The organism is uncultured Chloroflexus sp. (assembly GCF_938091255.1).
Lineage (GTDB): Bacteria > Chloroflexota > Chloroflexia > Chloroflexales > Chloroflexaceae > Chloroflexus.
On record NZ_CALLJH010000010.1, the window covers coordinates 1 to 25,508 of the forward strand.

The 25,508-nt window shown below is 59.0% G+C and carries 16 protein-coding genes and 1 tRNA gene; 8 read left to right on the forward strand and 9 right to left on the reverse strand.

Annotated features, from left to right (window positions below; translation table 11 throughout):
• Positions 1–933: 933 nt before the first annotated feature.
• Entirely contained in the window at positions 934–1,914 is a 981-nt protein-coding gene (locus Q1A00_RS04845) for an SPFH domain-containing protein (protein ID WP_299755510.1), read from the forward strand.
• Entirely contained in the window at positions 1,911–2,819 is a 909-nt protein-coding gene (locus Q1A00_RS04850) for an SPFH domain-containing protein (RefSeq protein WP_299755512.1), read from the forward strand. The genes Q1A00_RS04845 and Q1A00_RS04850 overlap by 4 nt, the downstream gene beginning before the upstream one ends.
• 99 nt (positions 2,820–2,918) lie before the next feature.
• Here the strand turns inward: Q1A00_RS04850 and Q1A00_RS04855 are convergent, their stop codons facing one another.
• Positions 2,919–3,140, reverse strand: a complete 222-nt coding sequence (locus Q1A00_RS04855) for a type II toxin-antitoxin system prevent-host-death family antitoxin (protein WP_066791558.1) — start codon at positions 3,138–3,140, stop codon at positions 2,919–2,921.
• A gap of 332 nt (positions 3,141–3,472) precedes the next feature.
• Here Q1A00_RS04855 and Q1A00_RS04860 point away from each other — a divergent pair, with 332 nt between their 5' ends.
• The 5 genes from Q1A00_RS04860 (at position 3,473) to Q1A00_RS04880 (ending at position 10,363) form a co-directional block, all read left to right on the forward strand.
• Entirely contained in the window at positions 3,473–3,904 is a 432-nt protein-coding gene (locus Q1A00_RS04860; protein WP_299755517.1) for an Hsp20/alpha crystallin family protein, read from the forward strand.
• Positions 3,905–4,079: 175 nt separating this feature from the next.
• Positions 4,080–5,045 carry a thiamine pyrophosphate-dependent dehydrogenase E1 component subunit alpha gene (locus tag Q1A00_RS04865; protein ID WP_298483193.1) on the forward strand — a complete coding sequence of 322 codons (966 nt, stop codon included), beginning with the start codon at positions 4,080–4,082 and terminating at the stop codon, positions 5,043–5,045.
• A 20-nt stretch (positions 5,046–5,065) separates the two neighbouring features.
• A complete protein-coding gene (locus tag Q1A00_RS04870) occupies positions 5,066–6,097 on the forward strand; it encodes an alpha-ketoacid dehydrogenase subunit beta (protein ID WP_298483195.1) in 1,032 nt (343 codons plus the stop codon).
• A gap of 372 nt (positions 6,098–6,469) precedes the next feature.
• The gene (gene mutS / locus Q1A00_RS04875; RefSeq protein ID WP_298483218.1) at positions 6,470–9,409 is read left to right on the forward strand and encodes a DNA mismatch repair protein MutS; all 2,940 of its coding nucleotides are present in this window, start codon (positions 6,470–6,472) and stop codon (positions 9,407–9,409) included.
• 18 nt (positions 9,410–9,427) lie between these two features.
• Positions 9,428–10,363, forward strand: a complete 936-nt coding sequence (locus Q1A00_RS04880; RefSeq protein WP_298483197.1) for a bifunctional riboflavin kinase/FAD synthetase — start codon at positions 9,428–9,430, stop codon at positions 10,361–10,363.
• Between the two features lie 33 nt (positions 10,364–10,396).
• Here Q1A00_RS04880 and Q1A00_RS04885 read toward each other — a convergent pair whose 3' ends face one another.
• The 5 genes from Q1A00_RS04885 to Q1A00_RS04905 form a co-directional block, all read right to left on the reverse strand.
• Entirely contained in the window at positions 10,397–11,155 is a 759-nt protein-coding gene (locus Q1A00_RS04885) for a 3-hydroxybutyrate dehydrogenase (protein ID WP_299755520.1), read from the reverse strand.
• 82 nt (positions 11,156–11,237) lie between these two features.
• Complete coding sequence (locus Q1A00_RS04890) at positions 11,238–11,894, reverse strand: nucleoside monophosphate kinase (RefSeq protein WP_298483201.1); 657 nt, start codon at positions 11,892–11,894, stop codon at positions 11,238–11,240.
• Between the two features lie 9 nt (positions 11,895–11,903).
• On the reverse strand, positions 11,904–14,459 hold the full coding sequence (locus Q1A00_RS04895) for a tetratricopeptide repeat protein (protein WP_298483202.1): 2,556 nt from the start codon (positions 14,457–14,459) through the stop codon (positions 11,904–11,906).
• A 57-nt stretch (positions 14,460–14,516) separates the two neighbouring features.
• Positions 14,517–15,350 carry a lamin tail domain-containing protein gene (locus Q1A00_RS04900; RefSeq protein WP_298483204.1) on the reverse strand — a complete coding sequence of 278 codons (834 nt, stop codon included), beginning with the start codon at positions 15,348–15,350 and terminating at the stop codon, positions 14,517–14,519.
• Between the two features lie 46 nt (positions 15,351–15,396).
• Positions 15,397–17,889 carry a mannose-1-phosphate guanyltransferase gene (locus Q1A00_RS04905; protein ID WP_298483206.1) on the reverse strand — a complete coding sequence of 831 codons (2,493 nt, stop codon included), beginning with the start codon at positions 17,887–17,889 and terminating at the stop codon, positions 15,397–15,399.
• Between the two features lie 158 nt (positions 17,890–18,047).
• Between Q1A00_RS04905 and Q1A00_RS04910 the strand changes: the two genes are divergently transcribed.
• Positions 18,048–18,131 (forward strand) — tRNA-Leu (locus Q1A00_RS04910).
• Positions 18,132–18,144: 13 nt separating this feature from the next.
• Here Q1A00_RS04910 and Q1A00_RS04915 read toward each other — a convergent pair.
• The 3 genes from Q1A00_RS04915 to Q1A00_RS04925 form a co-directional block, all read right to left on the reverse strand.
• Positions 18,145–19,794 carry a S1 RNA-binding domain-containing protein gene (locus Q1A00_RS04915; protein WP_299755525.1) on the reverse strand — a complete coding sequence of 550 codons (1,650 nt, stop codon included), beginning with the start codon at positions 19,792–19,794 and terminating at the stop codon, positions 18,145–18,147.
• Positions 19,791–21,299 (reverse strand): acyl-CoA synthetase, encoded by a 1,509-nt coding sequence (locus Q1A00_RS04920; protein ID WP_298483210.1) that lies wholly within the window; start codon positions 21,297–21,299, stop codon positions 19,791–19,793. The genes Q1A00_RS04915 and Q1A00_RS04920 overlap by 4 nt, the downstream gene beginning before the upstream one ends.
• A 296-nt stretch (positions 21,300–21,595) precedes the next feature.
• Complete coding sequence (locus Q1A00_RS04925; RefSeq protein ID WP_299755528.1) at positions 21,596–25,486, reverse strand: pyruvate, phosphate dikinase; 3,891 nt, start codon at positions 25,484–25,486, stop codon at positions 21,596–21,598.
• Positions 25,487–25,508 lie beyond the last annotated feature (22 nt).

Sequence of the window (25,508 nt, forward strand, 5' to 3'; positions counted from 1 at the left end):
ATCGGATCCGTTCAGAAGCGCCATGGGGGCGAGCATGGCCCTTCTGTTGTGACGCACCAAATGGTACGTCTCGCAATCTGTGAGTCGGCGCGATTATAGCACATGTAGCGCAACTTTTTCTGCAGGATGCCGTATGTTATAATGTAAGTAACCTACTTAGTTGCAAAAATAGGCAAGAAGGTTGAGAAGAAATTAGATGGAGATTGTCGACCAATCCCCTGATAGCCGGCTCGTGGTTTCGGAGAACTGCCGAGCGCGAATGGATGGCATCACCAGACGTGCGCTTGATGACAGAGTTCACCGTCTCTACCTTCTAATGATGGCTATACCAGTCATCCAACTGGGCTACCGTCACCAACTCGGCCCTAGCGATCTGTTTAGAACGTACCACGTTGCCGCCACGTCGGATGTGTGGGAACAGATATCTCCTTGTGCCCCCTCGCCCGTCACAACCAGCATCAGCCATTATCACCCAGCGCTCTCTGCGCGCAGAACACTGCGCCTCGCACTGCACTCTGCTCAGGAACACGTTGTCACTGCTTGGGATAGTTGCCTGTTGACAAGCCACAACGAGCTGCGAGTACGTGCCCACCGCGACGGACCTTACCCCGAATACTCGCATCGTGCGGCCTGTCCGACTGCGGGAATATGTGATCGCCTAGGAGGTAGCGTAGCCGGTGTTCGCAAAGGCCATCGTTTCTTCCTCACTCCTGCCTCGTCTCGCAACTTGCGCTGTATCCTCCCCAGCACGTTCATGCGCAGCAGCCGCTTGCAGGCGTGCGATAGGGTGGTGTGGTTCGGCACATGCTGCAACTCCAGCACGGCGCAGACCTTGTCTGTAATCAACAGAATATATTCTGTAATCACAGTGAAAACATTGTGATTACATTTTATCGGGATTTTTGTTCATAAAAACTTTAGGGAGGTCAAGCAATGACAGGTATCTTGTTCTGGGTACTAGTTTGGCTGGTGGTACGCTATTTCTTATCCGGGTTCTACACCGTCGATCAGAATGAACGAGCCGTTAAGACCATCTTTGGTCGGGCCGAACGTTTGCCGGGGCCGCTAGTTGATGATCCATTTCTAGAGTATCTGCGGCCTGATGAACGTGAACGGTATCGCTACCCGCAAGTGCGGGTGATCCCTCCCGGCGGCCCGTACTTTAAGTGGCCGTGGGAGCGGGTTTATAAGGTGTCAATCGCAACCCAAACTATCAATATGGCGCTCGATTTGGAAGATCCAACCGCTAATCAGGGTGGGCGCGTGTTGGAAGCGGTCACGAAAGACCAGCTCAACGTCGGCTTAAAGGGCCAGATCCGCTACCGCGTGTCGGAGCGGCATCTCTATGCCTATTTGTTTGGCGTAAAAAATCCGGTCGTGCATGTGATGGGTTATTTTATCTCGATCCTACGCGAACGGATCGCTAACTTTGCCGCGCCGGCGACCGAAACCGGGCAGTTGCACACGATGCCGAGCGAAGCCTCTGAAGTGACCGGCGTCTCGATCAACGATCTGCGCAAGAATTTGCGCGATCTCAACGAGCTGATGGATCGCGAGTGCTTGTCGTCGGCAGCGCGGTACGGAATCATCCTTGATGCCTCACTGATCACCGAAATCGATGCACCGTCGGAGGTTGAGTCGGCGATGGCGGCAATTAACACTGCCCATAATCAAGTATCGTCAGACATCAGCCTTGCGCAAGCCTCTGCCGACCAAAAGATCGTTCAGTCGAAACGTGCAGTCGAGATTGAGACGCTCAAAGCGCAAGCCGAAGTGGAGCCATTGCTCGCGTTGGCCGAGCAGTTGCGAGCCTTAAAGGCGAGCGGTTCTGACGCGCTGCCAGCCTATTTGCGCAATGTCCGGCTTGGTCTCTATCAGCAGGCCGAGCGAGTGATTATGGAGGTTGATCAATGAACTTCTTGCTCTCCACGATCGTGGTCGCGTCGATTACGTTCGTCGCGGCGTTTATTCTCGCGCCGACCTTCTTCGGTTTGTTACGCTTGTTTGGCTTCTACACCATCGTTCACGAAGGCACCTGCCACGTCTATACCCTGTTCGGCAGCGTGGTCGGCGTCTTGCGCGAGCCGGGGCTGGTGATTTTGCCGTTCCATCTGGGGATTAACGCTTTTCTGATCGGCTTCTTTGGCCGGCGGTACGTGATCGATATGCGGCTCGATCAGCGCTATCTGCGCAGCCAGCCGGTTAATTCAGAAGAGGGCGCGCCGATGGGGATCGGTGTGTGGTACGAGATGGCGGTGGTTGATCCGGTAGCTTACTTGTTCAAGAATGTCGATCCGCAAGGCTCGCTGGCGGCGAATGTGAGCAATGCGGTGGTGCGCACGCTCAGCAATATGCCGTTGGCGCAGATGCTGGAAGACCGGCACGCCATGAGCCAAGCGGTGCGGGCCGAGGTGTCGCCGAAAGCGGCAGAGTGGGGCTACCGGCTGGGGTCAGTTTACATCCGCAAAGTTCACTTCCGCGACATCAATATGATCCGGCAAATCGAGGCCAAGGTGGTCAACCGGTTGCGCCAAGTGACGTCGGCAATTTTGCAAGATGGCGCCAACCGGGTGAATATCATTACCAGCACTGCCGAACGGCAGGCGGCGATCGAGTTCGCTCGCGCCAAAGCGGTGCGTCCGCAGATCCTTGGTCAGGCGCTGGCTCGTATCGGGTCTGACCCGCAAGTGCGCGATGCGTTGTTCACTATCCTCGAATTGCAAAATCTGTCTGAGAGCAAGGCGCGCGTGACACTCGTGCCGGCACAGACAGACAACCGGATCATGCCAGCGTTGATGGCTGCGCAAGACGGGCGCTAGTAGGGGTGCTGCGTCGCGGCTAGGGCTAAACGATGACGCGGGGACGATGCTATACCCCGCGTCATCCTTGTTATACGAGTAGCGTTGTCGTTCCATTCATCACCCATTCTGCTCACGGGCCTGCTCGGCCTGCATCGCCATTGCCCGCAGTTGTTCAAAGAGCTCGATATTGAGTAGTACCGCCGATGGATACCCTTTCTGCGTGATCACCACCGGTTGCCCACTCACCTTGGCTCGTCGAATGAGCGCCGCAAGGCTGGCCGCAGCCTGCGAGATTGGTACTACACCTCCCTGCAAGTCGATATTAATAGACCGTGCCATGTTTGCACTCCTTTAGATTAGCGCTGGTGATAGTGTAATTGCATTGTATCACGTTGTATACAAGCTGTATAGATCAGATTTATACTGTCTTTGTTCATTATTGTGCATATAAACAGTGGTCATAGTTGTGTTTGTGCTGCTATGATTGCCCTCGATAGCTGGTCAATTTCCGGTTAGACCTCTTGGCATTACGAAATCGTTGCTGCAAATGTAGACACTGCTTTAATACTTTGCCAACGCCATTCTAACAATGTCTTGCTATCGTATAGGCAGGCTCAAATGAGAGCACGACTGATGAAAAGAAATAACACGATGATGCAAGGAGGACGGCTATGACGAACCTGACCCGCTGGGATCCCTTCCGCGAGATGACCCAATTGCTCGACGATACCTTCTTCACCGGCTTCACGGGTGTTATGCCGCGCAGCGGCAGCTTGGTGCCGGCGCTCGACCTGAGCGAGACCGCTGATGCGTATCACGTCGAGATGGCGGTGCCCGGTATGACCGCTGATCAACTCAACATCACCTTCGAGAACAATGTGCTGACGATCAGCGGTGAGATTACGCAGAGCAACGATCGCAAGGATCGCCAATATCACGTCACCGAGCGCCGCTATGGCCGCTTCAGCCGCAGCATCCGCCTACCCAATCAGATCCATCCGGATCGGATTGAGGCTCGGCTTGAGAATGGCGTGCTGACGGTGACCGTGCCGAAGGCCGAAGAGATCAAGCCGCGCAAGATTGCGGTGAACGTCGCTCAATAGTCGTCGCGCCAAGCATCACCGGTTTGGACGTAGGGACATTGCCAAGCAATGTCCCTACGGTTTTTTTTGCACACACACGGTTCTTCATCGAGTACAATACCTCTGTACCCCACTTGTTGGCGGAATCACGGCAAGGACGCCGGCTGAGCGATGCCTTCACCGGCAAGGAGACGGCATGAACGAGATTGATGATGAATTACTGCAACAAGCCCACTATTGGATGCGCTTGACCCGCGCGCTTGATGATCGCGGCACGTTCCTTCACAAACAGAGCAAGATTGTCGGCGGTTACTTTTCGCAGATCGGCCACGAAGCCCTCAGTGTGGCGGCGGCGTTGAGCCTCGGCCCCAAGGATATCATCGCACCGATGCACCGTGATCTGGGCGCATACCTCGTGCGCGGCCTCACCCCGCGCCGGATTTTGGCCCAGTGGCTGGGCCGTGAGACGGGAGTAACCCGCGGGCGCGATGCCAATCTGCACGGGATGGGTGATCTGAGCTTGGGGATTATCGGCTTCATTAGCCATTTGCCCGCCTCGACCGGCGTGATTGCCGGTGTGGCCCACGGTATCAAGCTGAAAGGCGAGCCGCGGGTGGCGATGTGCTTTTTTGGCGATGGCAGCGCTTCACAAGGGCTGGCCCACGAGGCAATGAATTGGGCGAGTGTGTTTAAATTGCCGATGGTCATTATCTGCGAAAATAACCAGTACGCCTATTCGACCCCGCTCAGCCGCCAGATGGCGATTGAGCATATCGCGCAACGCGCTGCTGGCTACAATATGCCGGGGGTGATTGTGGATGGCAACGACTTTGCCGCAGTGTACCACGTCACGAAAGAGGCAGTTGAGCGGGCGCGATCTGGTGGCGGGCCAACCTTTATTGAATGCAAGACGATGCGCATGCGCGGCCATGCCATTCACGATAATATGGCCTATGTGCCCAAAGAGCTGCTGGCCGAGTGGGAGGCGCGTGATCCGATTGCCCGCATCGAGTCTGAGTTGCGTGCGCGCGGTTTGCTTGATGACGCCAAGCTGGCCGCATTGCTGGCCCGGATTGAAGCTGAACTTGATGAAGCGCAAGCCTTTGCCGAGTCGTCGCCGTACCCCGACCCGGCAACTGTAACCGATGGCGTCTATGCCTAACCCGCTGGCAGGAGGAAGTCATGACGTGGGATCAAGGATTGCATAAAGCGACAACTGTATTGGCCGGCGAGCAGGGGACGCGCGAGCTAACCTATCTGGAGGCGATCCGGGCTGCCTTGCGCTACGAGATGCAGCGCGACCGGCGTGTGTTGGTGATGGGTGAAGATATCGGCGTCTATGGCGGCGCGTTTAAGGTGACGCAAGGCTTGATCGAGGAATTTGGCGAGGATCGGGTGATCGATACCCCGATGACCGAGCTGGCGATGATTTACGCTGCGATTGGCATGTCGTTCGAGGGCTTTTTGCCGGTGGTCGAGATGCAATTCGCTGACTTTATCTCGACCGGCTTCGACGCAATTGTGCAATTCGCCGCCACTAACCATTTTCGCTGGCGGCAGCCGGTGCCGATCACCATCCGCGCCCCCGGCGGCGGCGGTCTGCGGGCCGGCCCGTTCCATTCTCAATCCAACGAAGCGTGGTTTGTCCATACCCCCGGTCTCAAGGTCGTCGCGCCGGCTACTCCTGCCGACGCTTATGGCCTGCTGCTTAGCGCCATCCGCGACCCCAACCCGGTCATCTACTACGAGACCAAGTATCTCTATCGCTCGCTGAAGGGGATGGTGCCGGAAGGTGAGGCGTTGGTACCGATTGGACAAGCGGCGGTGCGGCGCAGCGGCGAAGAGTTGAGCATCATCGCCTATGGCGCGATGGTGCAAGAGGCGCTCAGCGCGGCAAACGAACTCGAACGCGCGGGACATAGTATTGAGGTGCTTGATTTGCGCACGCTCAAGCCGATCGATGAAGCGGCAATTTTGGCTACCGCGCGCAAGACCGGCAAGGTGCTGATCGTGCATGAAGCTAATCGCACCTGCGGCGTCGGCGCTGAAGTGGCCGCGATCATTGCCGAGCAGGCCTTCGAGTATCTCGATGGGCCGATCACCCGGCTAGCCGCCCCTGACACACCGGTGCCCTACAGTCCGCCGCTCGAAGACGCTTACCGGCCCAACGCAGCCAAAATCCTTGCCGCCGCCCGCGAGTTGTTGGCGTATTAGGGTTTGTGGAGTGCGGCAGTTCTACTGCCGCAATGCCAACTCCTCTGTGATTGGTCATTGCGAGGGCGCGTATCCCCCGCTGCAATCTCCTGCTCAGCCGAGCGAAGTGCGTGCAGGCATAGCTCCCGCGCTCGCGGGGGATTGCTGATGTGTCTTCATTCGCCATCACGGCTGACATTATAGCTTCCGCGCTCGTGGGGGATTGCTTCGCCGCCTGACGGCGGCTCGCAATGATACAAAGAAGAATAGATGGGACAGCGGATACCATCGTAGCTAGGATCTTCGCATTCTCACGGAATATGCTATCATAGCGCGGATGATAATGATCGTCACCCTATGACGCGCAAGCTCCCGCAATACGATAAGAAACCCATGGCCGCAATCGAACTGCATGCATGGTACCGCCAATATCGCAAACTCAAAGAAGAGGCTGCTGACGCCATCCTGCTTTTCCGCTTCGGCGATTTCTATGAGACGTTCGATGATGACGCCAAGCTGATTGCGGAATTGCTTGACGTAACGTTGACGCGCAAAGAGTACGCGGTTGATAAGCGCGCCCCTAAAGATCAGCAGAAGCTCTATGCGCCGATGGCAGGGATGCCCTACCACGCCGTCGATCGCTATGTCAGCGAGTTGGTGGCGCGCGGCTACCGAGTGGCGATCGCCGAGCAGTTGAGTGAGACCGAGGCGATGCGCAACGATACCCGGCCCCGTTCCGTCTACGCTGCCGGGTTGACCCCGCTCGAAAGCAACGGCAAGATGGTGCAGCGGGCGATTGTGCGGATTATTACGCCGGGCACGGTGATCGATCCGGCGATGTTGCCGGATCGCACCAACAACTATCTGGCTGCGGTGATTGTCGAAGCGGACAAGGTGGGGTTGGCGTATGCCGATCTCTCAACCGGTGAGTTTGCCGCGGCTGAGTTTACCGATGCCCGCGCGCTCATTCAGTTGCAAGCCGAATTAGCCCGTCTCCGGCCTGCCGAGGTGTTGGTGCCGGACGACGAGACGTTGCGGTTGCCGCATTTGACCCCGGTGCAAGCCCGTCTCAGCCAAGATCTGGCCCCGTTGACCAAGGAAGAGCGCGAGGCGCTGTTGCCTCACGAGCGGGTGGCACGCCGGCTCGACGGTACCAGCGCGGCGAGTTGGACGCAGGGCGAAGTGACCGAGTGGCCAGCGTGGCGCTGGGAGTTGGCGACCGCCGCTGAGGCGTTGCTCGAGCAGTTGGCGGTGGCTTCGCTGGCGGTATGCGGCCTTGATGACCGGCCCTTGGCGACGCGCGCCGCCGGCGCGTTGATCCAGTACGCCCAGATGACCCAGCGCCAGCGGGTGAGTCAACTGCGCCATCTGCGGCTCTACCATACTGGTGCCTATATGTTGCTCGATCCGCAGACACGGCGCAACCTTGAGTTGCTCGAAAGCAGCGGGCGGCAGGGGAATAAAGCCTCGCTGATTGGTGTGCTCGACCGGACTTGCACTGCGATGGGGGGGCGGCTGTTGCGGCGCTGGATTACCCAGCCGTTGATCGTGCTCGAACCGTTGCAGGTGCGCCAACACGCCGTGGCTCGGCTGGTGTTCGAGACGATGGCTCGCCTTGAGCTGCGTTCGGCGCTGACCGAGCTGCCTGATATGGAGCGGGCGCTGAACCGGATCGCGCAAGGGATTGCGGTGGCAACGCCGCGCGATATGGTGCAGTTGCGGGTGGCGTTGCGTAAACTGCCTGCTGTGGCTCAAGCGGTTGCACCACTCTTGCCCGATCTGCTTGCCCCAGAGATGGCCGGCGAACCGGCGCCGGAGTTCGATCTGTGTCGCGATGTGCTCGATCTGCTTGAACGGGCGCTTGATGAAGACCCGCCGGCTCTGCTCGGCGCGTCAAACTATCTACGCGCCGCCGAAGAAGGTGGTGAGCGTCCGCGCCGGGTGATCCGGCCCGGTTTTGACCAGCGCCTCGATGCGTTGATCAAAGCGAGCCGCCATGCCCAAGAGTTTATTGACCGCTTAGAAAGCAAAGAGCGCGAGCGCACCGGTATTCGTTCGCTCAAGGTGAGCTACAACCAAGTCTTTGGCTACTATATCGAGATTTCGCGCGCGGTTGATCCCAAGCTCATCCCATCTCACTACGAACGCAAACAGACGCTGGTCAACGCCGAGCGATATGTCACCGAAGAGCTGAAATATTATGAGGGACTGCTCAGCGATGCGCGCCTGAAACTGGTCGATCTCGAACGAGATATCTTCCAGCGCCTGTGCGACGAGATCCAGCAACACCTTGACCGGCTGCGAGCGACGGCAGCGGCAGTGGCGCGGCTCGATGCGTTGGCAGCGCTGGCCGAAGCGGCGGTGCGTGGGCGCTATGTGCAGCCGGCGCTGCGTACCGATCGGGTGTTGCGCATCAAGCAAGGTCGCCATCCGGTGGTCGAGCGCACCCTTAGCGAGCCGTTTATCGGCAATGACATCGAACTTGACGGCGACAATGTGCAGATTCTGATCATCACCGGCCCCAACATGGCCGGCAAGAGCACCTTCTTGCGCCAAGTGGCCTTAATCACGCTCATGGCGCAGATCGGCTCGTTTGTTCCGGCTGATGAAGCTGAAATTGGACTAGTCGATCGTATCTTCACCCGCATTGGCGCGCAAGATGACATCGCCACCGGCCAAAGCACCTTTATGGTTGAGATGACCGAAACCGCCGCGTTGCTCATGCAGAGCACTCCACGCTCGCTGATCATTCTCGACGAAGTCGGTCGCGGCACCAGCACCTACGACGGCATGGCGATTGCGCGGGCCGTGGTGGAATACATCCACGACGACCCGCAGCTCGGTTGCCGGACGTTGTTCGCTACCCACTACCACGAGCTGACGGCGCTCGAAGGTGAGTTGGCGCGCGTCCGCAACTACCACATGGCGGCGATCGAGCGTGATGGGCGGGTAGTCTTTTTGCATGAACTGCGCCGTGGCGGCGCCGATCGCTCGTATGGTATCCATGTCGCCGAGCTGGCTGGTATTCCGGCGAGTGTGATCCGGCGCGCTAACCAATTGCTGGCCGAGCTGGAAGGGCGGGCGGTTGAGGTGGCAGCGGCGCGTAGCCATGTAGAGCCAGACGGCGTGACTGAACCGCCAGCGCTGCACCAGCCTGAACCGGCCCCTGAAGCGCCGGCCCGCCCGCCAGCGACGAGCATGCAGCTCTCGTTCTTTGATCTCGCGCCGCATCCGGTGGTAGAGTACATACGGAGGCTGCGGATTGAAGAATTGACTCCGCTAGAAGCGTTGAACCGGCTGGCCGAATTGCAACGGCTGGCCAATCAGGGATAGAAACGGAGCAGAAAGCCTGTGCAGATCGCCCGCGACCTCATTCCCGGCTTGGCCAACCGGGCGACAGTGTTAACCATTGGCCGTTTCGATGGCGTCCATCTCGGCCATCAACAATTGATTCGTACCACGGTAGAACGGGCGTGTGCGCTCGATATGCTCAGTGCGGTGCTGACGTGGGAACCGCATCCGCGCGCGGTATTGCAACCCGGCCAGCCGTTGCAACTGCTGAGCGATCTCGATGAAAAGATCGAGCAGATTCGGCGGCTCGAACCGGATCTGCTCATTATTGCCCCCTTTACCGAAGAGATTCGCCGGTTGTCTGCCGCCGAATATATGGCGCAGATCTGCGCTGCGCTCCCGGTACGCGAGATCTGGGTAGGCGAAGATTTTGCTATGGGGCGCGGGCGCGAGGGTGATATTCCACGCTTAATGGAGATCGGTCGTCAGATGGGATTTGCGGTTGGCGCGCTCAGCAAATATACCGTCGCTGGTATTCCGGTTAGCTCGTCGCGCATCCGTGAGCTGGTGCTGGCCGGCAATGTCGCTGGCGCAGGCGCTTTGTTGGGGCGCCCGTTCGCGCTACACGGAATTGTGACTCGCGGCGACGGGCGCGGACGCCAGATCGGCTTCCCCACCGCCAATGTTCAGGTCAGCCCTGATGTTGCCCTGCCGGCCAATGGCGTCTACGCCTGCCGGGCCAATCTCGCCACTGGTGCGGTTGTGCCGGCAGTAACGAACATCGGCGTCCGCCCTACGTTTGATGGCACGCGGCGGGTGGTTGAGGCGTATTTGCTCGATTGGGAGGGTGACCTCTACGACCAACGGCTGCGCCTTGAGTTGTTGATGCGGCTGCGCAACGAACGTAAATTCAACAGTATTGATGAGTTAGTCACCCAAATCCGCCATGACGTGGCCGAAGCACGGGCCGTGTTAGGCCTACCCGTGCGGTCGTAGGGGCGTTGCCGCGCAACGCCTACGACCGCGCCCCTACCGTGCCGTCCAACCCAAAGCGATCTCGTACACCGACCCAGTGATCGCACCGGCAGCATCAGAGCAGAGGAACGCCGCCAAGCCAGCAACTTCAGATGGCTCGATGAGGCGCTTAATCGCTGCCGGTTCGAGCATCACCTTCTCGATGACCTGATCTTCGGGAATGCCGCGGGTACGAGCTTGATCGGCGATCTGCTTCTCAACCAGCGGCGTGCGCACGTAGGCTGGCGCGATCAGATTAACGGTAATTCCGTAGGGGCCGCCTTCCAGCGCCGCGGTGCGGGTTAAACCGAGTAAACCATGCTTCGCCGAGATATACGCACTTTTGAAGGGCGAGGCGCGCAGGCTATGCACCGAACCGATATTCACAATCCGCCCGCGTCCATTGGCCTTCATGCTCGGCCAGACATATTTCGTGAGACGGAAGGGGGCGGTTAACATCACCGCGATCATCGTCTCCCACCGATCTTCAGGGAAGTCTTCGATCGGATCAATGTGTTGGAAGCCGGCATTGTTGATCAGCGCATCCACTCGGCCATACGTATTGAGCGCCGCGTCAACCGCTTGCCGGCAGCCGGCCTGCGTTGCGAGATCGACCCCCACAAAGATACCGCCGAGCCGTTCGGCGACAGCCTCACCGGCTGGGCCGGGCAAATCAACGATTACGACCCGATAGCCATCGGCGACAAACCGTTCCGCGCAGGCCAAGCCAATCCCGCTCGCTGCACCGGTAATCAGCGCCACATGCCCGTTCATCGTTGAACCTCCTCCTATGCACGCCTGTTGCCGCTATTGTAGCATAGCGCGAGGTGATGCTGCGTCGCTGGGTTGGGGAAGCTCAAAGTTGCAAGGCCGCGCGGATTGCCGCTACGATTGCTGGCAGCGGCTGTTCGGCATTGATGTGATGCACTAACCCGCGCGCAATGTAGAAATCAAGCACAGGAGCAGTCGCTTGCTCGTAGAGCTGGAGGCGGGCGCGAATGACTTCAGGTTGATCGTCGTCACGTTGTAGCAATACACCGCCGCGGGCCACACATTGAGCAACGGTCTCGGCATCATCGATATGCAACGTCACATCGCCTCCATCGGGACTGCGGCAGACGCGGCGACCACTGAGGCGATGAATGATCGTCGCTTCGCTGAGATCGAGCACCATCACGGCATCGACTTGCCGGCCCTGTTCGGCCAGCAGCACTTCGAGCATCTGCGCTTGGGCCACACTGCGCGGATACCCATCAAGCAGACAGGGTTGCGAGGGCGGAATCGCGTGCAGCCACGAGCGCATCAGCTCGGCCATCAGCGAGTCAGGTACCAATTGCCCTTGTTCGAGCAGCGCCCCAATCTGTTGGCCGATGGGAGTCTGCGCCCGGATCTCGGCGCGCAATTGCTGGCCGGTGGCAATCATTGCCATCCCGGTCTCGCGTGCCAATTGGGTGGCGATGGTCGTTTTGCCTGCACCGGGCGGGCCGATCAAGAGAATTGTTAGTGCTGTCACGTTTATCCGTTAATTTGATACGCGTGCAATCGCTTCATCAATGCCACGATAGTTCGGGTTGAGGCGTTTGGTCGCTTGGAATGCCGCTAACGCCTCTGCGCGCCGGCCTTGCTCTTCATACGAACGCCCTAACCCAAAATAGGCGCTGGCGTAAGTTGGATCAAGCTCAACCGCTCGCTTAAACATGGGTTCCGCTTCTACATAGCGATTGCTGAGAAAGAGACTCCAGCCGAGACCATTGAAGATCTCTTCTTCCTGATTGTCGATTTGGCGGGCACGTTCAAACGCCTCGATCGACTCACTGTACCGCTCTTGGTACTGCAAAACCCACCCCAACCCGTTATGTGCCAATACGAAATAGTCATCGAGCCTGATTGATTGGCGGTACGCCTCTTCCGCCTCTTGATAGAAAGTGTCTTGGGTGACTTGATCAGTGCTGTTAAAGCCGGTGAACAACTTGGCCTCACCCAGATACCCGTAAGCCGTCGCCGAACGGGGATTGCTGTCAATCGCTTGTTGGAAGTAGTTAATCGCTTCATCCCACTGGTTATCGTCCAAAGCCAGCCGTCCTAGACCAAGCAGGGCAAGGCTTTCGTTAGGATTAAGTTGGAGGGCCTCATTGAAGGCTTGGCGCGCCTCGCGAGTGCGGCCATCAAGATAGGCAACCCAGCCAAGGCCAGCTTGGGCTGGGCTGAAGTTGGGGTCGAGTTCAAGGGCGCTGTTGAATTCAGCGCGCGCGGATTCGGTATCGTCGTTGGCGGCCAGATAGATGGCACCGAGTTCGTAGTGAAAGAAGGCCAAGGTCGGATAGCTATCAATCGCCGCTTCAAGGCTCGTAATCGCTTGCTCAAGCACATTCGGGTCGTTACGCAAACGAAAATCCTGTCCGAAGGCCCAGCCGATCAAAGCTCGGGCAAATGCGCGGTTGAGCGGATCGGCGGCGTTGAGCCGGTCTTCCGCATTGCCGATCGCAGTAAATGCGTCGTTCATGAGGCTATTATCGCGGCTGTTTTCAGCATTGGAAGCCAGCGCCGCTGCGTATAACGCATAGCCAAGCGCGACCGAATCGTCGGTGGCAATCGCTTCTGCTCCGGAGATGCGCGCGTTCACTATATCACCGAGCTGGAAGTAAGCATAGCCGCTGATGCTATACCCAAGCGCCTGCGCTTGGGGGTTGCGTGCAGCCAACAATGGCTCGGTAGCAGCTATTGCATCTTCCCATCTGCCCTGCGCCAATAAAGCGCCGGCCAGCCGGGCATGGGCGGTCATATTGTTGGTGTCAGCGGCAATCGCCGAGCGATACGCGCTGATGGCATCGGTTAAGCCGCCGGTACGGGCCAGTGCCACGTCGCCATCGGCAATCAGTGGTTCGGCTTTGCTGGCAACTGGTTCCGGTTCGGCAGGGCGAGAAAAGACAAACGCGGCGATACCACCGCCGATGAGCAGCAGCACGATAATGACACCCGCGATGATCCCAACCGGCGCGCCTTTGCGGGTTGCTGGGGCAGGTACCGTTGGCGCATTCAGCGGGTTGGCTGGAACGGTGGGGGCCACGCTGTACGGTTGCGCGACCGGCGCCTGCACATACACCGGCGAGGGGGTAGGCGGTGTGCCGTAGGCGGGCGGGGGGGGACCTGCTTGCGCAGGGCTAAGCCAATTGGGCGCGTCGCTCGCTGCTGCCGGCATTCCCCGCTGCGGCGTCAGCGGGCGGCTCAGTTCATTCTCACTCATCCCAACCGCTTGCCGTAGCGCCGCAACCATTTCGGCTGCCGAAGCAAACCGCGCTTCCGGCTTACGGGCCAGCGCGCGCATAATCACATCTTCGACTGCGGGCGGCAAATCGCCGCGCACGTCGCGGGGCGGAATCGGCGCATGCACAAGGCGCGCGGCCAGCATCGCCATCGGTGTTTCAGCTTTGAAGGGAAAAGCCCCGGTCAATAGTTCGTAAAGCATCACCCCTAGCGCGTAAATATCGGTGGCCGGCCCCACATTCGGCAACCCCTGCGCCTGTTCGGGCGACATATATTCGGGCGTGCCCATGACCGTTCCGGCCATCGTCAAACCGCCGGCGCTGCTGCCGGTACCACGCGCTAAACCGAAGTCGGTGAGGTAGATCCAGCCGTCATCGGTAATCATCACGTTCGAGGGCTTAATATCGCGGTGAATAATCCCTTGCCGATGAGCGTAATCGAGCGCCTCGCCCACCTGCGCTAAAATCTGCGCCGCGCGGGTGATAGGCAACGCGCCCTCTTGCTCAAGCAACTGCTTGAGCGTCCGCCCCTGAATAAACTTCATCGCGATGTAATGATAGCCGGCCACCTCGCCGACCTCATAAATCGGCATAATGTGAGGATGCTCGAGCCGAGCCGCGCTGCGCGCCTCTTGGCGAAAGCGAGCGATATAGCTCTGATCGCTGGTTAGGCTTGGCGGCAAAATCTTCAGCGCCACAATCCGATCGAGATCAGTCTGGCGCGCTTTATAGACGACCGCCATGCCGCCGCGTCCCAACTCCGAAAGAATCTCAAACCGGCCGATGGTCTGACCAACCAGTGACACGTCGCTCATAAGTATCGCTCGCTAGAGGAGTGAAGGGAACCGCCCGCCTTCGTCTCTACAACCACATTATGCACCGGCTGCATAGGTATAACGACTAATCAAGTTGCCATTTGCATCTCGCAAGATAGCAGTATCGCCGGTATTATTCCAAATTGGCCGGTGCGATCCCCAATAGAGGTTATTGGCATCGTTGACGCCAGCTTTCGTCCACAATGTTACTTCCGCACCGCCGGCTAGGACAAAGGCTGGGAAGGTATAGCTGTGTTTCGCGCCTTCGTCAATTAACGTCCAACCCGTAAGATCAACTGGTTCGTGGGAAGCGTTGGAAATCACCACAAATTCACCCTCAAGATCGCTGCCGGGCGGATCATACTCAATGTAGGTAATGCTTACATTGGGCGGTTCGGCCACCAGCCGTTCAATATCAATAATCGACTCTGACACTTCATCGGTCAACAATTCAGCCACATCTTCTTCGATGGGTTCTTCGTCAGTCGTTGGCTGCGACTGTTCGGCGGCTGGCGCAGCAGTTTCAGTTCTAGCTTCTACTGGCGCAATCGTCACTGCAAGGTGCTGGGAGGGAGCCGGTTCAACCACCGCCTCTTCCGGCGTGATTATCACCGTCAGATGCTGTTCCGGTTCCGGTTGGCGGCGGCGAGCCGGCGGCGTCTCATCAATCCAGCGCTTAATCTCGTGTTCGGCGATACGGGCGAAATCACCGGGCAGGCTAGCAAAGCCGTGACTCAGCTCATAGAGCGCGCGTTCCATGTGGGTGCGGCTTTGTGATGGCAGCAAGCTAAGCGGCAGCCGCAAGAGACCGTACCCAAACCGGCCAATCCGAATCGTAGTTGTCTCGATCGCATCGTAAAGCGGATCATTGTTCCTTGAGCGGATAGACATCGCACCCTCCTCGCATACGGCCAAGCCAGCGGTCAATCGATCGGCATTACTGTAAACTCGTCACCAAACCAGCGTACTTATCAGTCAAGACCCGGGCATGCTCTTCGCTGCTGCCTTCGGCGATGACATGGAAGAATGGCCCGTCGGGATCGGGTAAAATCAGCACCCATTCCTGCCCCAACTCAATCTTGATGCCATCGATCTGCTCGCCGTGGCGTTCGTGGTACTGCTGGTTGAGAATGCGCATCACCTTGCCTTTGCTCTCCCAGCGGCAGGGGACGCGCGTCTGCCAGAGGTAATAAGGCGGCAAATCGGCCAGCACTTCGCTGAGGGTGGTTTGATTTAGCGTGAGTAGTTCCATCAGGTGGGCAATAGCGAACATTCCATCAGCAACGGGGTAGAAGTGGGGGAAAATATAGTTGCCGGTGCCATCACCGAGCAACAACAGATCGGGTCGTTCAGCGGCCAAATTCATGAGCGCGCCGAGGTTCGCGCGGGTGCGAATGATGCTGCCGCCATAACGAGCGGCAATCTGCTCGAAAGCGCGCGGCGCGGTGACCGGTACCGCCACAATGCCGCCGCCGTGGGCGCGCATCGCCAGCGCAGTCATAGCAGCCAGTGCGCGCAACCCATGCAGCCGCTGGCCGCGATCATCGATCAGAAAAATCTTCTCGCCGCCGGGGTCAAGGCGCACGCCGAATTGCGCGCCGACGACCGGTGTAATCTTGGTAAGCCGGGTCATAGCCGCTTCAAAATCGGCGCTCGTCTGAAACACCATCCGCTCATCGAGATTCACGTTCAGCTCAACCGCGTCAGCCCGCATGCGACGTAAAATCTCAGTCATCACCGTGCTGGTGCTGGTGTTCGCGTAATCGATGACGATCGGAAAGCCTTTGCCAAATGCAGCCTCTTGGCCGAGCGCGCGCATAAAGGCGGTGCGGTAGCGCTCTTCAACATCTTCGCCGTAGAAGATACGGCCAATCTCATCGAGGTAGGCGCGCCGGTAATCTTCGCGGAAGAAGGTGCTCTCGATCTTGCGTTCGGTGGCGCTGTTGATATCCAGTCCAAGATGGTTGAAAAACTTAATCTCGGCGACGCGATTATCAAACGGTGAGATCCGCACATGCACGCCGCCGGCAGCGCCGCTGGCATGGGTGTAGTAGCGGGCGAGCGGGATAGGCACATTGCGCAGATCGCAGACATTGACCCCAGCCGAAGGCAAACCGGCGATGATTGCCCGTTTGAGCATGCGGGGCGTAAAGTGCGCATCGCGGTTGATCGTGACGGTTGCGCCGCGGGGCAAGGTTGCGCCGTAGGCTGCCCCAAGCCGGGCGCACATCTCAGGGGTGATCTCGATATTGACCAACCCAGTGATGCCATAACGGCCAAACAGTACGCGCCGGCCTTGACTGCCCCAGATGATGCTCGAGGTGACAGTTGCCCCTTCATCAACCTCTTTGGAAGGCCAAATCTTGACATTGGGCTGCACGACCGCGCCGGCGCCGATCTGCACTCCATCGCCAATCACGGCTCCCTCGAAGATCATCGCGCGCGAGCGAATATTGCACTGGCGCAACACGATGGCGCCGCGCAGTTCTGCCCGTTCGCCGATGTACGAATTGCGCCAAATGATCGAGCGATCGATGTTTGCCCGCGAGTCGACGATCGTATAATCACGAATCACCGATGGCCCGTGAATGATCACGCCACCCTTAATCTTGGCTCCATGGCCAAGATAGATCGGCCCGTGCAATTGAGCGTCAGGCGCAATTTCGGCGTCGCGGTCAACCCAGACATCACCGCCGATGTTGTGGCCGATCCGCGGCAGATTAACCTTGCCCGACAGATAATCGCCGCAGGCGCGCATATACGCTTCAATCGTACCCACATCCGTCCAGTAGCCATTGGCGATATAGCCGTACAGCCGGTCGCCGCGGTGGAGCATGCGCGGAAAGACATCTTTCGACCAGTCGGTGACGCGACCGCGTTCGATGTAACTAAAGATGTCGGGGTTGAAGACGTAGATACCGGTGTTGACCGTATCAGAAAAGACCTCGCCCCAGCTCGGCTTTTCAAGCAATTGGCGAATACGCCCTTGCTCGTCAGTAATGATGACACCGTAGTCAAGCGGGTTGGCGACGCGAGTCAGAGTGACGGTTGCGGTGGCGCCAGAGGCAATATGATGCTCAATGATTTGAGTCAGGTTGAAATCGGTCAGCGCATCACCTGAAATGACGAGGAACGGCTCGGTCAGCAGATGTTCGGCATTCTTGACGCTGCCGGCAGTACCAAGCGGCACCTCTTCGAGTGAGTAGGTAATATTCACGCCGTAGGCGCTGCCGTCGCCGTAATAATCTTGGATCACGTTGGCGAGATACTGCACCGTAATGATAATGTCAGTAATCCCGTGCAGTTTGAGCAACTCAATAATATGTTGCATCACCGGTCGATCGACCAGCGATACCATCGGCTTCGGGCGATTAATCGTGAGCGGTCGCAGGCGAGTGCCCTCGCCGCCGGCCATCACAACGGCTTTCATGGCGGCTCCTGCTGGCTGTCGATACCGCGACGACGGTGCTACGCGGCGGAGGGGGCGTCATTCAAGGTTATTCCACATTAACTGCTTTAGTATATCATGTCACGAGCCTGCCCGGCAACCACTTGCCGGCAGCGCCATCTCGTGCTATACTCGCCAGCGGGGACGTGGCGGAATGGCAGACGCGCATGACTTAGGATCATGTGCCGCAAGGCGTGTGGGTTCAACTCCCATCGTCCCCACCACTACTACCGCACATCACTGATGTGCGGCTTTTTGTTGCAATCCTTCGTGCAATCGCAGCGCGATCCGTCGCCGATCGGGATCAATGTTCAGAATCGTGGCGCTGACACGGCAGCCAAGCGGAAATCGTTCGCGCAACGGTCGCGGATCGGGTGGAATCTGGCTGGTATGGGCCAACCCCTGCACACCGGGGAAGACCTCAATAAAGACACCAAAACCGGTGATTCCGGAGACTGTGCCGTTGATGTGCATCCCCACGGCAAGCTGTTGAGTGATATGAGACCACGGATCGGGCGTGAGCCGCCGGATACTCAGGTTGACGCGCATCCGCGTCTCATCGATGCCGGTGACGGCAGCCCGCACCGTTTGGCCGGGGTGAAGGGCAGTACGCGCATCGCTAATCCAGCCCCAGTCGATATCGCGCACATGAACAAACCCCTCGACCCCGCCGAGATCAATGACTGCGCCGTAGCTGAGCACGCGCAAGACGACTCCTTCTACTACGCTGGTGGCGGTAAAACTCGCCATGCGTTGTCGGCGTTGTTGCAAGCGTTCGTGGCACGATGGCGGCAAAGTGAGTTCTTGTGGCAATTCGATATCGTGCGCCGGCGATGGAGGGGTGCATACGGCGAGGGTTGCTGCACAGTGGGCAGCGTAGCTGCGCAGCTCGGCGCTCGGATCGCTCTCGGCAATCTGCGCAATCAGCGGCAGACTTTCCCGATCATGCCATTCCGTCAAAACCTGCATCACTTTCATGAGTAATGACCGGCGGTTGGACGCCGAGCGTTGCAGCAATGCCCGCAATTCGGGGAGTGCAGCGCGGTAGTTTGCCATGTGTAAGAGGCGAATGACCTCGTGTAAGAGGTGGCTACCATCTTCATTGAGCAGCGGGGCGATGGCTGGCGCTGCTTCCACCGCTTGGAGTTGGATGAGGGTGCGCACTGCTAACGTGCGCAGGCCAACGATATAACGGGCGATCTCGACCAGCAGCGGCACGGCGGTGCGCGCGCGCAAGCGGGCCAGCGCTTGCATTGCCACGCTGGCAGCCCGGCTGGGAATGCGCGGTTGGGCGTCGTGCCACGCGGTAATGCAATCTTCCAACAAACAGAGTAAGCCGGGCACTGCTGCCGGGGCGTGGAGGATGCCGGCGGCTTCGGCGGCGGCGATGCGGATGGTGAGATGCGGGCTGTTGAGAAAGTTGGGCAGCGCCACCGCGAGCGTGGTGTCGCCAAGACGGGCGAGTGCAACGATCGCCGCCGCCACAATTGGCGGTTCGGGGTCATCGAGACAGGCCGAGATCTGAGCGCGGGCCACACTAATCTGACGCCGGCCTAACGTGCGAATTGCAGCAGCGGCCACAAATGGTTTGGGATCATCAATAGCGGCCAGTAGCGCATCGATGACCGTTGCATTCAGCGGTTTACTGCTGTAGCCAATTGCTTCTGCTGCGACTTCGCGCACTATCGCCCGGCGATGGTTAAGCGCCGGCAATGCTAGTTCCGGATCAACGTCCAGTCTCACCAACCGGCTGGCGGCGCGCGCCCGCACGAGTTGGTCACGCGAGTGGATAGCGCGCGCCAGCTCTTCGAGCTGATCGGTCACTAATTCGCTCAGGCGTTCACGGTCAAGTTCCGGATCGCCTTCGTAGTCGTCGAGATCGCTCATAGCCCTTCCCCGGCGACGGGTGGATCAGTTGCCAGCAAGTGGCGTTGCACTTTGCCGAGCGCATTGCGAGGCAATGCCGAAACAAAGCGAATCGCGCGCGGGCGTTTGTAGGCGGCGAGATTGGCGCGGCAATGGTCGATCAACTCGGTAGCGGTTACCGGTGGGTATGGACGGATGACGACCGCAGCAACCGGCACTTCGCCGAGATCGGGATCGGGTTGACCATACACCGCGCATTCGGCCACGGCGGGATGCTGCGCTAACACCTCCTCGACTTCGCGGGGATAGATGTTGTAGCCGCCGCTGATAATCAAGTCGCGGCTGCGTCCGGTGATGTGGAAGTAGCCATCGGCATCAACGAAACCGAGATCACCGGTGTTGAACCAACCGTCAGCAGTAAAGGCTGCCGCCGTTGCTACCGGGTTGCGCCAGTAGCCTTGGAAGAGGTGCGGCCCACGTACTTGAATCTCGCCAATCTGCCCAACCGGTAACGGCTGGCGGGTGTCGCGATCGACAATGCGCGCCTCTTGGCCGGGGAATGGCATACCAACGCTGCCGGGCCGTCGTTCGCCGTTGTAGGGATTAGTCAGGTTCATGCCGGTCTCGGTCATACCGTACCGTTCGAGGATAGACTGGCCGAAGAGCGCGGCAAAATCGGCAAAGGTTTGTGGGCTGAGCGGGGCTGACCCCGATACAAAGAGCCGCACGTGATGCGGCGGCACACCATGCTGGCGCGCCGCTTCGACCAATCGCACATACATCGTCGGCACGCCAAAAAAGAGCGTAATTGCCGGATCGGCCAGTCGTTGCAATGCCACTTCAGCATCAAATCGGGGATGCAATTCGAGACTGGCCCCGCTGCGGATCGTACCATGCACGCCGACGCCTAACCCATGCACATGAAAAAGCGGTAGCATTAACAGCAAGCGATCGGCGGCAGTCCAGTGCCATGCAGTGATAATCGCGTCGCAGTTAGCGGCAAGACTGGCGTGGGTATGCACGGCCCCCTTCGCGCGCCCGGTGGTACCTGAGGTATAGGCGATCAATGCCATCTCAGCGGGGTCAGGTGGCAGGCAGGCGGTGAAATCGGCTGGCGGTGCGCCGAAGACGGTGGTGTCGGGTTTGATTAGGCGGGCTGGCGTTGCTGGCATCGCCTCGCGCAACAAGGCCTCATTCTCGTCGGTCGCCACCACAATCGCCGGTTCAGAGTCGGCCAACAAATGGCTCAGTTCGGCATGGCGGTACTGTGGGTTGACTAGCACCACTGCTGCGCCGGCCAATTGGGCGCCGAAGTAGGCGGCAATGAATGCCGGGGTATTGGGGAGTGCGAGCGCCACCCGATCGCCACGGGCCAGACCGAGTGCCTGCAATCGCGTTGCCCAGCCGGCAGTTGCGCTGGCCAGCGCTGTGTATGTGAACGTTTGCCCGGCAGCGATCAGGCACGGATGCTCAGGTTCAGTAGCAGCGCGGTGGAGGAGAGTGGCAACGATTGGCAATGGCGGCATCAGCGACCTCATCATCTCTATCAAGATTGTACCGGTAAGCAGGATAGTGACGCGCCGCAATCAGGGTCACACCTACGATAATGCGGGTCGCAGACCCGCATCCACCGGAGCCGGAACGTATGCAGTACGTGTGATTTCAGACCGTTACTGGTGATTTCACTGGCTTTATGAGCGACGTTGCAAGTCAACGTCGTTCATAGGTCTCGTTATTGCCTTGCATTATACCGAGACAAAGAGAGACGGTGCATCGCACCGTCTCCACTGTTGGTTACAAGATCGCGACGAACGGCTAGCGGTTACTTATCGCGCTTAGCTTCGCCGAGCGCCGCTTGTGCTGCGGCGAGGCGCGCGATCGGCACGCGATACGGCGAACAACTGACGTAGTTGAGACCGACGCGATGGAAGAACTCGATACTGGCCGGATCGCCGCCGTGCTCGCCGCAAATGCCGACCTTCAGGTTCGAGCGGGTTGAGCGCCCGCGCTCGGTGCCAATCTGCACCAACTGGCCGACACCACGCTGGTCGATGGTTTGGAACGGATCGTCGGGAATGAGCTTCTTCTCGACGTAGGCCGGCAAGAAGCGCCCCGAGTCGTCGCGTGAGAGACCTAGCGTGGTTTGGGTGAGGTCATTGGTGCCGAAGCTGAAGAACTCGGCCACCTGTGCAATCTCATCGGCGACGAGCGCCGCGCGCGGTAGCTCGATCATCGTGCCGACGAGATACGGCACTTCGATACCGCTTTCGGCGAAGACCTCGGCGGCTACCCGCCGGACGATCTCTTCTTGCAGCTTCAGCTCACTGATAAAGCCGACCAGCGGGATCATCACTTCAGGATAGACATCGATGCCCTCAGACTTCACCTTGACCGCGGCCTTGAAGATAGCGCGAGCCTGCATCTCGGTGATTTCGGGGTAGAGGATGCCCAACCGGCAACCGCGGAAGCCGAGCATCGGGTTCGCTTCGCGCAAGCTCTCGACCCGCGCCTTGACCTTGTGCGGATCGACGCCGAGCTTGGCGGCGAGCGCCTCGATCTCGTGGTCGTCGTGGGGCAAGAACTCATGCAGTGGTGGATCGAGAGTACGGATCGTCACCGGCAGTCCGGCCATCTCGCGGAACAAGCCCTCAAAGTCACCCTGCTGGAGCGGCTCGATCTTGGCCAGCGCGGCGCGCCGCTCTTCGACGGTATCGGCGAGGATCATCTCGCGCATGGCATCGATTCGGTCACCTTCAAAGAACATGTGCTCGGTGCGGCAGAGACCGATGCCTTCCGCGCCAAACTGGCGGGCTACCCGGGCGTCGCGGGGAATGTCGGCGTTTGCGCGCACGCCAAGCTTGCGGAACTCATCAGCCCATTCCATCAGCGTGGCGAAATCACCAGACAATTCCGGTTCAACCGTCGGCATTTGACCGGCGAAGACCTCGCCGCTGCCGCCATCAAGCGTGATCCAATCACCCTTGCGGATCGTCGTGCCATTGACCGTCATCAGTTGGTCAGCATAGCTAATGCGCAGATCGCCAGCGCCGGCCACGCAGGGCTTGCCCATACCGCGCGCAACGACGGCGGCATGAGAGTTCGAGATCAGCACCGGCGTCATCCGGCTTGAGAAGACGATATAGTTCTTATCGAGCTCATCGGCGGCATCAACCTCGAAGTTGTAGACCAGCGTTGATTCGGCAGCGCCAACTGCACGCGCGCGGAACGAGCGCAGCGGTGCGTCGAGCAGCGCCGCCACTTCGCGGGCAACAGCACCGGTGCAGAGCGGCAACAGATCGCGCCGGATCTTCTCAACCCCAAACATAATGTTGCGCTTCACCGCCTCACGCACCCGGCCCATATAATTCACCGAGTCTTGCACATCGGCGAACATGGCCCGCATGCTCAAGCACTTATTCTCGTAACGGCGTGGCGGCAGCTCGGCATGCACCCGTTCGGTGAAGGCCAGAATCTCCTCTACCTGCTCGGTGATCTGGAGGAGATAATGCTCGCGGTTGTTGACAATTTGTGGCACGATGCCCAACCGCAGACAGGCCAGCGCCAATCCGTCAAGCAGATCGCGCTTGCTGCTCGATACGCTAATCTGCAAGCGCACCGGACTCGACTCCTCAGCATAGGTACCGTCGCCATCGACAAAGCCGGCAAGGAAGTGGAGCAAAGCGGTGCGGTCGAGGCTCAGCACCCACTCAACCAGATGATCGCGGATCTCAGCAAGGCGGGCAGCCGGTTCACGGCGGAAGCTGATGCGATCTTCGACCGTGCCGCGAATGACGCGGCCATCCATCTCACTATGCGAGGTACGCTCGTGCAGATAGGTAAACGGCACGCCAAACGCTTCCTCGAAGCGGCGCTCAACCGCAGCGATGAAATCGGCTTTTTCCGGCGTCGCCTTCTGCACGAACGTAACCAAGCCTTTGGTGTCGCGTAAATTGATCGAACCATCCGAGAGGATTGCACCGGCGACATAGGCCAATGCCGGGCTTGTGGCTGTCTCGCTGAGCGCCGGGATCTGATCGACAACGGTCACGAAATCCTCATCGGCCAACACGGCGTCAAGGCGCTTCTTCATCAACTGGCGATTGTGGATCACATACATCTTGTGATCGGCGGTCAAGCGCAGTTGGTTATCGTCAGCGCGGCCCGTTTGCGAGAGTGTGATCGGAATGACCTCAGCCGGGCGGCGTCCGGCGGCGATGATCCGCCGCCACACCGGGCGCAGAGTGCGGCTGTCGAAGGTGAGAATGCGCGGCGCGGCACCCTGCTCGATCAAGGCAAACGCTGCTTCAGCCGTCAACAAACCACGATCGGTCAAGATGCGCGTCTCAGGCGCAACGCACGTCATCCCGCCACGGGCGGTCAAAATTGCCTGCGCCGCCACCATACCGTGGAAGTCTTCGGGAGCGGTCTCGACCCGCACCAGAATCACCTTCTCGCCGGTTTTGGCTAGCTCTTCGGCCTCGTCGGGGTCAAAGACCGCCTTGCCAGAGGCAGCGCCGGGCGAAGCGGGCAGGCCAGTGGTGAGAGGTTGGGCTTGCTTGCGCGCTTCGGGGTCGATCATCGGGTGAAGCAACTGGTCAAGCGCGTGCGGGTCAACCCGTTGCACCGCCGTCGCCTTATCGATCAGACCTTCGCGCACCATGTCAACCGCGATCTTAACTGCTGCCGCGCCGGTGCGCTTGCCAGTGCGGGTCTGCAACATCCACAACTTGCCGCGCTCGATGGTGAACTCGACATCTTGCATGTCTTTGTAGTGCCGTTCGAGCTGCTTGGCAATCTCGTGGAATTGGGCGTAGACTTCGGGCATCTCTTCGGCAAGTTTACTGATCGGTTGGGGTGTGCGAATGCCGGCCACCACATCTTCACCTTGGGCATTGACCAGATATTCGCCGAAAATTTCGGGATCGCCGGTGCTTGGGTTGCGGGTAAAGGCCACGCCGGTGGCCGAGTCGTTGCCCATATTGCCGAAGACCATCGCCTGCACGTTGACGGCAGTGCCGAGATTATCGGGAATCTTGTTCACACGGCGATAATCAACTGCGCGCTTCCCATTCCACGAACGGAAGACGGCGGCAATCGCCTCGCGCAACTGATCGAAGGGGTCTTCGGGAAACTCAACCCCTACATCTTCCTTAATAATTGCCTTGAACTTCTCGGCCAGCGCGAGCAATTCCTCGGTGGTCAAGTCAGTGTCTTGGCGTTGGCCATGGCCCTTCGCTTCGTCCATCTCGTGCTCGAAGCGATCGCCATCAACACCAAGTACAATCTTGCCGAACAGTTGCACAAAACGGCGGTAAGCGTCAGCGGCGAACCGGGGATTATCGGTCAGGCGGGCCAACCCTTCAAGCGTCTGCTTGTTGAGGCCAAGGTTGAGCACCGTATCCATCATGCCGGGCATCGAGAACTTTGCACCCGAACGTACCGACACGAGCAGCGGATTATTCGGATCGCCGAAGGTCTTGCCGGTTTGGGCTTCGATATCCTTCAGCCCTGCCAGCACTTGCTCCCACATCCCTGCTGGGAATTGCTGACCACTTTCGTAATAGGCGTTACAGGCTTCAGTGGTGATCGTAAACCCGGGCGGCACCGGTACGCCGGTGCGTGTCATCTCGGCCACACCCGCTCCCTTTCCGCCAAGGAGATCACGCATCGAGGCATTTCCTTCGCGGAAGAGGTAAACCCACTTCTTGGACATAACCCGTTTCCTCCTTGAACAA

Excerpts from the sequence above, each read along its gene's own strand:
- Q1A00_RS04845 (WP_299755510.1), top strand. The coding sequence starts at position 934 with ATGACAGGTATCTTGTTCTGGGTACTAGTTTGGCTGGTGGTACGCTAT.
- Q1A00_RS04850 (WP_299755512.1), top strand. The coding sequence starts at position 1,911 with ATGAACTTCTTGCTCTCCACGATCGTGGTCGCGTCGATTACGTTCGTC.
- Q1A00_RS04855 (WP_066791558.1), bottom strand. The coding sequence starts at position 3,140 with ATGGCACGGTCTATTAATATCGACTTGCAGGGAGGTGTAGTACCAATC.
- Q1A00_RS04860 (WP_299755517.1), top strand. The coding sequence starts at position 3,473 with ATGACGAACCTGACCCGCTGGGATCCCTTCCGCGAGATGACCCAATTG.
- Q1A00_RS04865 (WP_298483193.1), top strand. The coding sequence starts at position 4,080 with ATGAACGAGATTGATGATGAATTACTGCAACAAGCCCACTATTGGATG.
- Q1A00_RS04870 (WP_298483195.1), top strand. The coding sequence starts at position 5,066 with ATGACGTGGGATCAAGGATTGCATAAAGCGACAACTGTATTGGCCGGC.
- mutS (WP_298483218.1), top strand. The coding sequence starts at position 6,470 with ATGGCCGCAATCGAACTGCATGCATGGTACCGCCAATATCGCAAACTC.
- Q1A00_RS04885 (WP_299755520.1), bottom strand. The coding sequence starts at position 11,155 with ATGAACGGGCATGTGGCGCTGATTACCGGTGCAGCGAGCGGGATTGGC.
- Q1A00_RS04895 (WP_298483202.1), bottom strand. The coding sequence starts at position 14,459 with ATGAGCGACGTGTCACTGGTTGGTCAGACCATCGGCCGGTTTGAGATT.
- Q1A00_RS04900 (WP_298483204.1), bottom strand. The coding sequence starts at position 15,350 with ATGTCTATCCGCTCAAGGAACAATGATCCGCTTTACGATGCGATCGAG.
- Q1A00_RS04905 (WP_298483206.1), bottom strand. The coding sequence starts at position 17,889 with ATGAAAGCCGTTGTGATGGCCGGCGGCGAGGGCACTCGCCTGCGACCG.
- Q1A00_RS04915 (WP_299755525.1), bottom strand. The coding sequence starts at position 19,794 with ATGAGCGATCTCGACGACTACGAAGGCGATCCGGAACTTGACCGTGAA.
- Q1A00_RS04920 (WP_298483210.1), bottom strand. The coding sequence starts at position 21,299 with ATGCCGCCATTGCCAATCGTTGCCACTCTCCTCCACCGCGCTGCTACT.
- Q1A00_RS04925 (WP_299755528.1), bottom strand. The coding sequence starts at position 25,486 with ATGTCCAAGAAGTGGGTTTACCTCTTCCGCGAAGGAAATGCCTCGATG.